This is a genomic window from Cypionkella sp. PAMC25878 (assembly GCF_058135695.1).
Genome location: NZ_CM176871.1, coordinates 2,544,660 through 2,557,324, shown reverse-complemented (window position 1 = coordinate 2,557,324; position 12,665 = coordinate 2,544,660). Strand labels below are relative to the sequence as shown.

General features: G+C 59.5%; 11 protein-coding genes, 1 tRNA gene and 1 pseudogene. 8 read left to right on the top strand and 5 right to left on the bottom strand.

Annotation, left to right across the window (positions count from 1 at the left end; all coding sequences use genetic code 11):
- Positions 1-192: 192 nt before the first annotated feature.
- Entirely contained in the window at positions 193-978 is a 786-nt protein-coding gene (gene rlmB, locus ACS5RD_RS12410; RefSeq protein ID WP_054008674.1) for a 23S rRNA (guanosine(2251)-2'-O)-methyltransferase RlmB, read from the bottom strand.
- Positions 979-1,109: 131 nt separating this feature from the next.
- Here rlmB and ACS5RD_RS12405 point away from each other — a divergent pair.
- Together ACS5RD_RS12405 and ACS5RD_RS12400 are read left to right on the top strand one after the other, a co-directional pair.
- Positions 1,110-1,193, top strand: a tRNA-Tyr gene (locus ACS5RD_RS12405).
- Between the two features lie 119 nt (positions 1,194-1,312).
- Positions 1,313-2,596 (top strand): tyrosine-type recombinase/integrase, encoded by a 1,284-nt coding sequence (locus tag ACS5RD_RS12400; protein ID WP_489927682.1) that lies wholly within the window; start codon positions 1,313-1,315, stop codon positions 2,594-2,596.
- Here ACS5RD_RS12400 and ACS5RD_RS12395 read toward each other — a convergent pair.
- Complete coding sequence (locus ACS5RD_RS12395; RefSeq protein ID WP_489927681.1) at positions 2,578-2,769, bottom strand: hypothetical protein; 192 nt, start codon at positions 2,767-2,769, stop codon at positions 2,578-2,580. The genes ACS5RD_RS12400 and ACS5RD_RS12395 overlap by 19 nt on opposite strands.
- 438 nt (positions 2,770-3,207) lie before the next feature.
- Between ACS5RD_RS12395 and ACS5RD_RS12390 the strand changes: the two genes are divergently transcribed.
- A protein-coding gene (locus ACS5RD_RS12390) for an IS3 family transposase (protein WP_489927680.1) occupies positions 3,208-4,358 on the top strand; the annotation gives its coding sequence in 2 pieces (ribosomal slippage) (positions 3,208-3,499 and positions 3,499-4,358; 1,152 coding nt in all).
- On the opposite strand, the gene ACS5RD_RS12385 is transcribed toward ACS5RD_RS12390, so the two are convergent.
- The gene (locus tag ACS5RD_RS12385) at positions 4,355-4,717 is read right to left on the bottom strand and encodes a hypothetical protein (protein ID WP_489927679.1); all 363 of its coding nucleotides are present in this window, start codon (positions 4,715-4,717) and stop codon (positions 4,355-4,357) included. The two genes, ACS5RD_RS12390 and ACS5RD_RS12385, sit on opposite strands and share 4 nt — an antisense overlap.
- A gap of 131 nt (positions 4,718-4,848) precedes the next feature.
- Here ACS5RD_RS12385 and ACS5RD_RS12380 point away from each other — a divergent pair, with 131 nt between their 5' ends.
- Entirely contained in the window at positions 4,849-5,151 is a 303-nt protein-coding gene (locus ACS5RD_RS12380) for a transposase (protein WP_489931372.1), read from the top strand.
- Between the two features lie 394 nt (positions 5,152-5,545).
- Positions 5,546-6,154: pseudogene (locus ACS5RD_RS12375) on the top strand (transposase); the annotation flags it as partial.
- Here the strand turns inward: ACS5RD_RS12375 and ACS5RD_RS12370 are convergent.
- Complete coding sequence (locus ACS5RD_RS12370) at positions 6,070-7,752, bottom strand: acetate--CoA ligase family protein (RefSeq protein ID WP_489927678.1); 1,683 nt, start codon at positions 7,750-7,752, stop codon at positions 6,070-6,072. The pseudogene ACS5RD_RS12375 and the gene ACS5RD_RS12370 sit on opposite strands and share 85 nt — an antisense overlap.
- Positions 7,753-7,952: 200 nt before the next feature.
- Positions 7,953-9,503, bottom strand: a complete 1,551-nt coding sequence (locus ACS5RD_RS12365) for a bifunctional aminoglycoside phosphotransferase/ATP-binding protein (RefSeq protein WP_489927677.1) — start codon at positions 9,501-9,503, stop codon at positions 7,953-7,955.
- Positions 9,504-9,963: 460 nt separating this feature from the next.
- On the opposite strand from ACS5RD_RS12365, the gene ACS5RD_RS12360 reads away from it, so the two are divergent.
- Genes ACS5RD_RS12360 through ACS5RD_RS12350 form a run of 3 tightly spaced genes read left to right on the top strand, consistent with a single transcriptional unit; the run spans position 9,964 to position 12,601 of the window.
- Complete coding sequence (locus ACS5RD_RS12360) at positions 9,964-10,680, top strand: ABC transporter ATP-binding protein (protein ID WP_489927676.1); 717 nt, start codon at positions 9,964-9,966, stop codon at positions 10,678-10,680.
- Positions 10,677-11,417 carry a toprim domain-containing protein gene (locus ACS5RD_RS12355; protein WP_489927675.1) on the top strand — a complete coding sequence of 247 codons (741 nt, stop codon included), beginning with the start codon at positions 10,677-10,679 and terminating at the stop codon, positions 11,415-11,417. Before ACS5RD_RS12360 ends, ACS5RD_RS12355 begins: the two co-directional genes overlap by 4 nt.
- On the top strand, positions 11,414-12,601 hold the full coding sequence (locus ACS5RD_RS12350) for an AAA family ATPase (RefSeq protein WP_489927674.1): 1,188 nt from the start codon (positions 11,414-11,416) through the stop codon (positions 12,599-12,601). The genes ACS5RD_RS12355 and ACS5RD_RS12350 overlap by 4 nt, the downstream gene beginning before the upstream one ends.
- Positions 12,602-12,665: the final 64 nt, after the last annotated feature.

Here is a 12,665-nt window from a genome sequence, read left to right as displayed (position 1 = left end):
TTCCGGCTCGCGTCATGATGATATGGATACCACAGCGCCGGATTTAAGAGGCGGTCGCGTATTTGTGATGATGCAGCTGCGGCAAAGCCTGAGCGGCTAGCCCGCCGCTACGACGTTTCTTCGCTCCTTCGGAGCAAACTTCTACGCACCTAAGGATATTTACGCGCAGAGGATAACAATTTTAGATAAAGTTTAGCGAGTGGCGGCAGCGTAGAGGCCCACCGCTGCTGCGTTCGAGACGTTGAGGCTGCCAAACTCCCCCACGAACGGAATGCGGGCGATCATATCGCAGGTTTCGCGGGTTTTCTCACGCAGGCCGGGGCCTTCGGCACCCAAGACCAAGGCGACGGGGCGCTTGCCGACGGAGGCCATCGCTTCGGACAACTCCACCGTGCCATCACCATCAAGGCCGACCAGAGTGTAACCCATGGCTTTCAGCTCAACCATCGCTTCGGCCAAGTTGGTGACTTTTAGGTAAGGCTGACGCTCCAAAGCGCCGCTGGCGGTTTTGGCCAAAGCCCCGGTTTCCGGGGCGGAATGGTGGCGGGGGGCGACGACGGCACGCGCGCCAAACACCTCGGCCGAGCGCAGGATCGCGCCGACGTTATGCGGATCGGTGACGCGGTCCAGAAGCACGATCAGCGGCTCACCTGCCCCCGAAATCGCCACATCGGCCAGTTTGCCCCAGTTCAGCGCTTTGACTTCAAGTGCCGCGCCTTGGTGCACCGAGCCTTCGTCGATCGGCACCGAGAAACTGCGCGGATCGGAAAGTTCAGGCTCCATCTTGGCGAAAGCCACCGCTTCCTCCAACTTGTCGAGCGCATTCTTGGTGACAACCAGACGGATTTTCTCGCGCGCGGGGTTCATCAGCGCGTCACGCACCGCGTGCAGGCCGAACAGCCAGACGGTTTCGCGCGCCTCAGCCCGGCGGTTGCGTTCTTTGTCCACAACCCAAGTTGGTTTTTTATCACCCGACATCGCGTATCAGCCCCATATCATGCGGTCACGACAATGCGGGTTGCGCAGTTTGGGCGCAAGGCGAAAGCTTTCAGAAATCCCGCATTCCGCCCTTGACGCCCGCTTGGGGCTTCGGTAATCACCGCCGCAGTGGGCGATATGCTGCAAGGTGCGGCAGCGGACTGTAACTCCGCCGAGGCGACTCATGCTTGGTTCGATTCCAAGATCGCCCACCAAATAAAATCAATGACTTACGGCAGATTTGAGAAGATCAGCCAGCCGCCGAGGCCAAAAGTGCTGCACATTTCGCTGCACAATCTGCTAGGCACCCTCCCTTGATTACACGGCGATTCCGATGCATTTCTTGCACATGGCAATCAAGAAACGCGGCAAGATATACCAACTCGTTCAACGTGTCCCCCGGCGCTACCAGCCGGTAGAGGCGCGCGAAACCGTTTGGATAAGCCTGCACACCGACAGCGAAACCGCAGCCAAGGTCAAAGCACCTTTAGCTTGGGCGCAGATGATTGAGGCATGGGAGGCCAGGTTGGCGGGCGATTCCCAAGATGCCGAAACTCAATTTGATGCTGCAAAGGAACTCGCTGCCATGCGGGGCTTTCGATACCTGCCCGCTTCCCGAGTAGCGAAGCTGCCTCGGGAAGAACTGTTGCAGCGCATTGAAGCCGTCCAGACCTCGGGCGATGCACCTGTAAAGACCGAAGCGGCTGCGATCTTGGGTGTAGTGGCGGAACCCGCGATCACCGTTTCCCGCGCACTAGAGCTGTTCTGGACGCTGGCAAAGGCCAAGACGCTCGGAAAGTCAGAGGCGCAGGTCAAGAAATGGAAAAGCCCGATCAAGCAGGCAATCCGCGACTTCATCGCGGTTGTTGGCGATAAGGCGATACATGAGATCACCCGAGATGATGTTCGGTCGTTCCGCGACTGGTGGCTTGAACGCATTGAAACGGAAGACCTGAACCCGTCCACCGTGAACAAGAATATGGATCACTTCGGCAAGGTGCTGAAACTGGTGAACGAAGAAAAGCGCCTCGGGCTAACTCTGCCCCTTGGCGGGCTGCGCCTAGAGGAAGGCGAAAAGAACACCCGCCCGCCCTTCTCTCTCGGCTGGATCAAAAACACGCTTTTGAAGCCGGGTGCGCTTGACGGGCTGGACGCCGAAGCCCGCGCGGTCTTGCTGATCATGGTAAACACTGGCGCGCGACCTTCCGAGATATGCGCCCTTACGCAAAGCACAATCCACCTTACAGCCAATGTGCCACACATCAGCATTGAACCGGACGGGCGGAAGTTGAAAACCAAACACTCGCGCCGGAAGATTCCGCTTGTCGGTGCCAGCCTAGAGGCCATGCGTGGCTTCGCAGACGGCTTCCTGCACTACCGGGAAAGCGAAGGGCTATCGAAGGCGATAAGTGACTACATGACAGCGAACAACCTGCGAGAGACGCCCGCCCATAGCCTCTATTCGCTTCGGCACTCGTTTGAAGATCGCATGTTGAAAGCGGGCGTAGATGAACGCATCCGGCGCGATCTTATGGGCCATCGGCTCACACGCGAACGCTATGGCGAAGGTGCTGATCTTGCGCACCTCCACACCCTAATTCAAGCCATAGCGCTTTGACGGGCGACTATGGCGCGGGCCATCACGTCGCCCTCTGCTTGGGCTAGAGAGGTTTCATGTTCAAGGCGAACAAAGATCGGCGCATAGGCCGGGTCGGAAACCACCAGCTTTGCGACCTTGGCTTGGGCAGCGTGTAGTCGTTGCAGATCGGATAGAATGACGGGCGCAGGCATGGGGCGAACTCGGGTTGCTACCCTAAGCCTTTATGCGCGCGGGCGGAATTCGTTCGCTGGGATGAAGAAAAAAGGGCAAGGCTTTCGCCCTGCCCTCTTTGGTATCATCGGCACCGCGCAGCCGGAGTAACAGAGCCGCCGTGCCGTGTCGGGGTTATGGCTTTCATGAAACCGCGCACTCACCGACTTATCGCAGCGCATTTGTGGTGAAGCCCCCACGGGCGCGCTAACCCTACAAAGTGTTCATACGTTCGCGCCGGGAAGTTGTCGGTTGGGATGGGAAGAAAAAACGGGCGTTGGTGACGCCCGCTTTTGTGGTGCTGGTGGCGCAGATCAGGCAGCCTCCCCTTCCTCGCCATGAGCTACCCCCCGAAAATCGGACAGTGACGGAAGCTACGATCTGAAGTCTGCTGGTCTCCAAGCACGAGGAGAACAGAGATGTCGAAACGCAGGAACCATGACGCAGCCTTCAAGGCGCGTGTGGCGTTGGAGGCGTTGAAGGGTGAGCGCACGGTGTCGGAATTGGCGACCGCCTATGAGGTCCATCCGACGATGATCCATCAATGGAAAAAGGCACTTCTGGAAGGTGCCACGGGCATCTTTGAGCGCGGCAGCAAGGCGGTCGCCACCGCTGAGGTCGCCGAGGATACGGTCCGCGAGCTGCATGCCAAGATCGGAGAACTGGCGGTCGCCAACGATTTTTTGGCAAGAAAGCTCAAGCCCTGGACCGGGAAGTGAGGCGTGGCATGATCGAACGGACCCACCCCACGCTGTCGGTCGGGGCGCAGTGTCGACTGCTATCGATCTCGCGGTCGTCGTTCTACTACGCGCCGCAAGGAGAGACTGCGATGAACCTCGACTTGATGCTGCTGGCCGACAAGCAGTTTCTGGAGACGCCCTTCTATGGCGTCCGGCAAATGACATGGCACCTGCAGAATGAAGGTCATGCCGTGAACGAAAAGCGCATCCGGCGTCTGATGCGCCTTATGCGCTTGATGCCGATCTACCAAAAACCCAACACCAGCAGGCCTGCGAAGGGGCACAAGACTTACCCCTATCTGCTGGGTGGGCTGCGGATCGACCGGCCCAACCAAGTCTGGTGCGCCGACATCACTTACCTGCCCATGCGCAAAGGCTTCCTCTATCTGGTGGCCATCATGGACTGGTTCACCCGCAAGGTGCTGGCCTGGCGCATCTCCAACACGCTGGAGGCCGACTTCTGCCTGGAGGCTTTGAACGACGCCATCCACAAGTTCGGCCCGCCCGAAATCATGAATACTGACCAGGGCAGCCAGTTCACCTCCTTCGACTGGACCGACCGCTTGAAGCGGGCAAAGACCAAAATCTCGATGGACGGCAAAGCCCGCTACCTCGACAACATCTTCATTGAACGTCTCTGGCGTTCCCTGAAGTATGAATGCGTCTACCTGCACGCCTGGGAAACCGGGTCACAGGCCAAAGCCGGCGTCGGGCGCTGGATCACCTTCTACAACCACCTGCGGCCCCACGCCGCCCATGGCGGACAACCGCCCGCCGTGGTCTACTTCAACGCAATCGAAACCGATCAGCAGAGGCAGGCAGTAGCTTAACTCACCCGGAAATCTGTCCAAGAGTTGGGGAGTAGCTCACCAAGCATCGAACGCACGGTGCGCATAACGCTTGCGCCGGGCTTCTCGCACCGCATCGTCACCTTGACCGTATCGCTATTGCGCAAGTGTCGCGCAATCACCGTGCCTTCGCTGGTGTTGAGATAGACCTCAACATCGGAATAGGGCGATTCCAGAGTGTTCAAGTCTTCAATATGCAAGTGAGGTGCGTCGTAAGTTCCGCCTTCGGCAATATCCTGCACTTCGCAAAGCCAGCGATAGAAGGTATCGGATTCCATCAAGATCGTAACCGGCGTTGCCGCATCGGGGGTAGTCGTGGTAACATTAGTAGGTGCGGTCATCTTTTTAATCCTTATATGGATGTCATACCCGCGAGCTTCTGGGCTGGCATCTGTCGTGATCCGGCAAGTCCACGACTGCTGCCAGCGCACTGGAGCATGCGCTGATCAGCCGGTTCGGTACCTTGGGCAAGGTGAATCGCGAGTTCCTTCTGAGGTCCGACAATGGCCTCGTCTTCACCAGTCGGCGATACACGGCGCTTGTCCGCAGCTATGGGCTGAAGCAGGAGTTCATCACATCGCACTGCCCCCAGCAGAACGGCATGGTTGAACGCGTCATCCGAACACTGAAGGAACAGTGCATCCACCGGCAGCGTTTCGACAGCGTCCAGCATGCGACACACGCCATCGACGACTGGATCAGCTTCGACAGCCACCGCCCCCATCAGGCGCTGGACATGAAAACCCCAGCTGAGGCATTCGCTTTAGCGGCTTAACCTGTGCAGATTCCGCTGGGTCGATACAAGACCACGTTCGGGCCTGTTGGCGCAGGCACCGGTTAACAGCCCCACCCACATAACCCCCAAAAACAACGCAAAAATTCGGCCGGAGCCGGATGAGGAGAACGCTTTCGCGAGGGCAAGTGGCGGATTGATATTCTTTATAACTACACCACTAAATAATTATTATAACCGCTAAAAAATTAATACACAAATAATATACCACATTGCAATCCAGTGGCCGCAGTTTATGCCTTTCGATAGGATTCGGCTTTTTCCGAACAAAAGGCCATATATTTTCACCTCCAACGCTGCGCTGGGACCGATTACGGCCGAGGCTGTGTGGAAACACCAAGATGTGGTATGCTTCCTTAGATAAAGGGGTGCATCTATGTCAGGTTTCATTGAAGGGGTTGGGCGGGATCAGGTCACGCTTTTTCCGGAACGTCTCGAGGACTGGATTGGCGAAGATCATCTGGTTCGGGTGGTGGATTTGTTTGTCGATCAACTTGATCTGGCAGAGCTTGGCTTCGAGCGCGTGGCGCATGCGCGAACTGGGCGGCCCGGTTATCATCCGGCGGTTCTGTTGAAACTGTTTATTTATGGCTACCTCAATCGGTTACCGTCCAGCCGCAGGTTGGAGCGCGAGGCGGGGCGCAATGTCGAGGTGAAGTGGCTGATCGGGCGACTGGTCCCCGATCACAAGACGATTGCAGATTTCAGGCGCGATAACGGGGCCGCCATCCGCAAGACCTGCGCGCAATTTGTGGAACTATGCCGCCGGATCGGCACACTGAAAGGCGATTGCGTGGCAATCGACGGCAGTAAGTTCAAAGCCGTCAACAATCGCGACAAGAACTTCACCAAGGGCAAGATCGCCAGCCGCCTTGAGCATCTGGAGGCTGATGTCGAACGCTATATCACCGAGCTGGTGCGCATCGACCGGCAAGAAGAAGGTGAAGCGCGGACCGAGAAGGTTGCGCATCTGGCACAACGATACCCAACTCTATCAGCGGCCGCGACGGCGGCTGCGGCATTCGCTGCCAGGACGATCTCTGTGACTGGAATACCATAGGCTGACAGCAGCGCGCGCGCCTCGGTGGCCGTCAATGCTTCCCGACCGTCTTTGATCGCGGCGCTCAAAATGTCTTTGGCAGCCTGTCGATCTGGTTCGATACCGGCGCGGGGGCCAGGCAGTTCCAAAGCAAGCCGGCGATTGATGGCATGACGACCCAAGCACGAAAAGGCATCAATCGCCGCCTCGGGCGTCTCATAGTCCGGGATACCTGCTGCCGAAATTGCTGCTCTTGCAGCCCCCACGGTTGTTTCCCCCATCCAGCACGACAAAAGTGGCTTGTCGCGAGCTTTCTGCGCAGCGTCGATCATTGCATCCGCCGCGCCCACCGGGTCGGTCATCGCTTGGGGTGTCAGCATCGCCAGAACGCCGTCGAACGAGGCATCCGCAAGGCAGGCCTCTAAGGCCGCCGTATACCGTTCTGGCCGAGCATCGCCGAGAATGTCCAAAGGATTTGCCGCCGACCAGAAAGGTGGCATCACGCCGCGAAGGCGCTGAACGGTTGCCGCAGACGGGGGCGGCAATTCCAGGCCAAGATCGGCGGCTCGGTCTGCCGCCAGCACACCGACCCCGCCACCGTTCGTTACGATGGCAAGACGCTGGCCCGAGACCCTTTGCCATCGACAAAGCAATTCAGCAGCGGCGAACAACTGCGCAAAACTTGTCACCCGAACCGCCCCGGTGCGCTCAAGCGCCGCGTTGAACACAGCGTCGGACCCAAGCAGCGCCCCCGTGTGGGTCGCCGCGGCCCTTGCCCCCACATCGCCATGGCCAGCCTTCAACACCACGACCGGCTTCGTCCGCGCTGCCCGCCGCAGCGCGCTGACGAATTCGGGCGCATTCCGGATACCTTCCAAGTAAAGCAGGATCGCCGCTGTCGCTTGGTCCTGCGCAAGAAAATCGACGATTTCGCCCACATCCAGGTCCGCCGCATTTCCAAGCGAGACCATCGCAGAGAATCCAAGATGGTTGGGCGCGGCACCGTCAGCAATCGCGGCACAGATCGCGCCAGATTGCGACACCAGCGCAAGCTTGCCCGCAGGCGGCATTCCGGGCAGAAAGGTTGCATTCATCGCATGAGGCGGCCGCAAAAGCCCCACGCAATTCGGACCAAGAAGGCGCAGTCCGGCCGCCCGCGCGACGGCGACCATCGCTTCCTGCCTGCTGCGTCCCTCGGGACCTGTCTCGCCGAAACCAGCAGTCAGCACGATAGCGGCCCGCACACCGGCCCTCGCACAATCTTCCACGATTCCCGGCACGGCGCTGGCAGGCGTGGCGATCAACGCAAGGTCCACCGATCTGCCATATGCCGCCAGATGCGGATAACACGTCAACCCGTCGATACTGCGATGCTTCGGATTCACCGGAACCAACACGCCGCCAAAACCCGAACGCCGCAAGTTTGCCAGTAAGATGCCACCCACAGACCCCACCCGATTGCTCGCCCCAAACAGAGCAATACTTTCGGGGTCGAACAGCGGCGACAGCGGATGGCGACTTGGCGTTTCGGGTAGCGTGCTCATTTGATCAAGCCTTAGGTGATCAACCACCAAAAGCCGTTTTCTCACATTGCCACATTGATCAAGATCAAGACACGGCATCCTGTTGGCGCAAGGCCGGTTTCGCACCTGTGATCGTACGCCCATTGACGATATGGTTTCGGGCGGCTCACCACTGCCTGCACCGTAGTCGAGAGCCAGCGCAAGATCTCGCTCAAAGCAATTCAGGTCTTCACTGTCTCGCTTCCAACAGCGCGAAAGGTGCATTCAAGCGCCGCGCGCGCTGCGGCAGTTGTCTTCTGTCTGGGACCGCCTGCATCAATGCTGACCCAACTTTGTTGTGACACGACTGGCCCTGCCAAAGCGATCTGAGCCCGCACCACAGCCGCATCGGCATCGGACGCATCACCCCGCCGTGACGTGACCCGGTCTTCAAGAACAGCCTGTGGTGCCGTCAGCCACAGCCCTAAGAAGTCAACGCCGGAACGCAAGGCCAGATCTTCGGCGGCAACGCGCTGCGCCAAGTCAAGAAACGTGCCATCAAGAATAACGCTTCTGCCCGCCGCCAACAGGTTCGCGGCCCGCGCGAACAACCGTTCGTAAATCGCTCCACGTCCCTTCGGCGTGTAGTCCAGATGGCTTGCCTCCACCTTGCGCTCGGTGTCGGTGCGCAGATGCACCGCACCCGGACAAGAACCGATATCTGGCGCCAGATCACCCGCCAAAACCGTCTTGCCCGTGCCGGAAACCCCACCAATAGCAACAAGCATCGGCCTTGTTGTCTCAACATGCCCAACGGCTTGCGTCAGATATAGCCGCGCTTCGCCAATTGACGCGCCGCTCTGGCCTGTCGCCTGATCTGTCTGCAAAAGCACCATCGCGCGAATGGCGGCGCGGACAGACATAAACAACGGTAGCACCGAAATTCCGGTATCCTCGGCTCCGCGCGCTGCCAGAAGATAGGCGGTTGTCGCGATGTTGGCTTGCCGCACCAGCCCACGATGGCACAGATCCATCAGCAGAAAGCCCATATCGTAGAGCACATCACATGTGGCAAGCCGCTCGTCGAACTCCAGTGCGTCGAACAGCACCGGCTGCCCGTCGATCAGGACCAGATTGCGCAGATGCAGATCGCCATGCACGCGCTTGACATGACCCAGCGCCGAGCGTTCCCGCAAGATCGGGGCCAGAGCAGCCAATTGTTGCCGCGATCGTCCCAGAAATGCACCGACCAGACCGCCACCGACGCCCTCCTGAAGCGGAGTCATCACCCGGTCTAACTCGTCAAGAATGTCACGGATCAGATCATCGCCCCGGTCTTTAAGTATCGGACAGGTGGCGTGAAATCGCTGAACGACCTGCCCCAATGCCTCGGCCACGTGATCGGTCAACCTGCCGCTGGTGGCAACCGCCGTCATTTCACATTCCGTAGCAAACCGATGCATCATCAGCACCCATTCAACGGGCGGCCCGGCACCATCCATTTCAAGCCCACCATCAGAGGCCCGGGTGACAGGCACCACGTCACGGTAGATCATCGGAGCGGTTGGCTTGTTCAGCGACAACTCGCGGTTCAGCAGGGCGTGGCGCTGATCCAAGGTGGACTGATCAAGATAGTCGTAGCGGATTGCACGTTTGATCTTCAGCGCCGCATCGCCACACAGAAACACATGCGCACAATGGGTCTGCACGTGATCAATCGGACTGGCTGTAGAAAATGCGCCCCCCGATTGCAAAAAGCTAATCACTTCATCTTTCTCGTTGCCGTTGATCATTGCTGAAATCTCACCCCCTGATGGACCCAAGCGGAACTTTCCACCCATTCGCCGCCCGCGGCTTTGACGCACGTCAACCCAAGTGCATCTCCCATTGGCCGAGGGTGTTGAAAAAACCTATCGGGGCATACGTCAACCGGCCAGTCCTGCGGCGGATCGCACCGATTACGTGGACGCGATAAGGCAATGCGAAGTCAGCCGAGGCGGTCCTATCGTCGCTGCTCTCCACTAAAGGGGCACCAACCGGGTTGATCAAGGTCAATGCCGCCTGGCGGGAAAATCCGTAGAGTCTCACGGTGGTGGCCTCTTGCCTTGCGATGCCGCCTGCGCTGCTCAAGACACTACTGGGCGTCGTCAGAAGGAAGGACCGCGTGGGTGATTTGTTGTGCTGCCAAGTGCGCAGCACACCTTGGGCGCTGATCTTTGCAAACGCGCTGAATGGGTAAGGAGCCTTCATGCCATGACGCCAAACCCCGATATTATTTTACGCGCCAGCGGTCTGACCAAGGTGTACCGCAACGGGGCCTTGGAGGTTCACGCCCTGCGCGGCATCAACTTTCAGGCCCGAAAAGGCGAATTTATTGTGATCCTTGGCCCTTCTGGCTCGGGCAAATCGACGTTCCTCAATATCGTCGGCGGGCTTGATACGGCAACCGCTGGCGAGGCTTGGTTCGCAGATCACCAGCTGACTGCGCTGAACGAAAAGGGGCTGACCCAGTACCGGCGCGACCACGTCGGTTTTGTCTTTCAGTTCTACAATCTTTTCCCTAGCCTGACCGCGCGCGAAAACGTGCAGCTTGTCACCGAAATCGCCCGCCACCCGATGACAGCAGATGAAGCGTTGGCGCTGGTCGGCCTTTCGGAACGGGCCGATCACTTCCCAGCCCAGCTGTCTGGTGGCGAGCAGCAACGCGTCGCCATTGCCCGCGCGATCGCCAAGAACCCCGAGGTTCTGCTATGTGATGAACCCACCGGGGCGTTGGACAGTGCCACAGGGATCAAGGTGCTAGGGGCGTTTACGCAGGTCAACCGGACGGTCGGGGCCACGACGCTTGTCATCACCCACAACGCCGCAATCCGGGATATCGCTGATCGTGGCATCCGCTTTGCCGACGGGCGGATCGTCGAAGAAAGCGTGAACACCACCAAAAAGGCGGCATCGGAGGTGGTATGGTGATCGCCCCCCTCCGGCGCAAGGTGCTGCGCGATCTTGTCAGGCTTTGGGCGCAGGTTCTGGCCATTGCGCTGGTGCTTGCCGCCGGGGTTGCGACACTGATCCTGGGAAATGGGGCCTATTCCTCGTTATTCGAGGCCCGCGCGCGGTATTACGAGCAGAACCGTTTCGCCGATGTCTTTGCCGATGTAACCCGTTGCAACGCACCAAGGGCGAAACCTACCTGCGCGAGCGCGGTATCACCTGCCCGTTGCCAGCTTGGCTGGGCCTCTGTTGCCTTCCACGCGCCCAGCGCCCGCTGGCTGTCGGCAATGGTGGGGGACGTGTCCACGGGCGGCGTGCATCGCACATATTTCGAGAAAACCGGGGCGCGCATCGCGGGCCAAGCCAAGATGATGCAAGGCCCCTGCGCAGGCGGTGCTGTGGCGCTGTCAGAGGCACCGGGGCCGCTGGTGGTGTGTGAGGGGATAGAAACGGGCCTAAGCCTTCTAAGCGGGCTTCTGGCTGGCCCTGCAACGGTTTGGGCCGCGCTGTCTACCTCTGGCATGAAAGCCCTCGCCCTGCCCAGCGCCCCCGGCGAATTGATTGTGGCGACGGATTCCGATGATGCCGGGGCCGGATGGCAGGCAGGCAATGCCTTGGCCGAGCGCGCGGCGGCGCGGGGCTGGGCAGTGTCGGTGCTGCCCGCCCCCGAGGGCTTGGACTGGAATGACGCCCTGCGTGGAGGGATTGCCGCTTGAACGCGCCCAAACCCATTCCCTTCACGCCGCAGGCCGAGGCCCCGCCGCTGATCTATGATTTTCAGCCGTGGCGAGAGATTGACCCGGCGCAAATCCCCCGGCTGCGGTTTGTCTATGTCGACACCTTCGCGGCGGGATACCTGAGCGTCACCTTTGCCGCCCCCAAGACAGGCAAGAGCCTTTTGGCGCTGTCCGAGGCGATAGACGCCGCCACGGGGCGCGGGTTTCTGACAGGCAAGCCCGCCGCGCCGATTAAGGTTTTGTATTACAATGCCGAGGATGATTCCGCTGTAATTCAGGGCCGGGTGGCTGCGGTGTTGCAGGCGTGGCAAATCCCGCAAGCCGAAATCACGGGGCGGCTGTTCGCGGTATCGGGGGTATCGGCTGAAAGCCCTGTCGTTTTGATCAAGGGCGAGAAAGGCGACATTGCCGAATCCGCATTCCTGGCGCTTTCCGATCTGATCAAGCGGGAAGGCATTGCCCTCGCCATATTCGACCCGTTGCAAGACCTGAGCCATAGCCCCGAGACAAACGAAGTTTTCCGGGCGCTGGGTGGGCGCATCCGGGCTCTTGCGTCCGAAACCGGGGCCGCTATTGGGCTTGTGCATCACACGCGCAAACCTTCCCCCGGCATTGCGCCAACCCTCGATGATGGCCGGGGTGGATCGGCGCTGCGGGGCGTGGCGCGTTTCAACCGCCTGCTGGTGCCTATGACCGAGGCCGAGGGCGCGCAGGCGGGTGTTGACGACTTCCGGCACTATTTCCGCATTGGTGAGGCCGAAAGCAACCTCGCGCCGCCGTCATCGGATCGAAACCGGTGGTTCGAGAAATCCGGGGTAATGATTGCCAATGGCGAGAACGTCGCCACCATCCGGCCTTGGGTTTGGCCCGAGGCATTTAGCGGCATCACAGTGAACGACACTTGCCGTGTGCGCACCGCGATTGCCGCCCGTGAAACTCCACCGCGTGAAAGCAGTCAAGCCGGGGATTGGGCTGGGAAGGTAATTGCCGAGGTGCTGGGCCTTGATCTGGCGAAGCCGTCAGAAAAGGCAAGGGTCAAGACCATGCTGAAAAAGTGGATTGAAACCGATGTTCTGCGGATCGAAAACTTGCCGCATGGTGATAAGGGCAAGACCGCACCTTTTGTATTTGCAGGCGAGAATAACCCAGCGGTGGAAGAATGAAAATTCCCCCACCTTCCCCCACTTCCCCCCACCTCGCAAAAACCCATTTCCTCACCCTGAATAG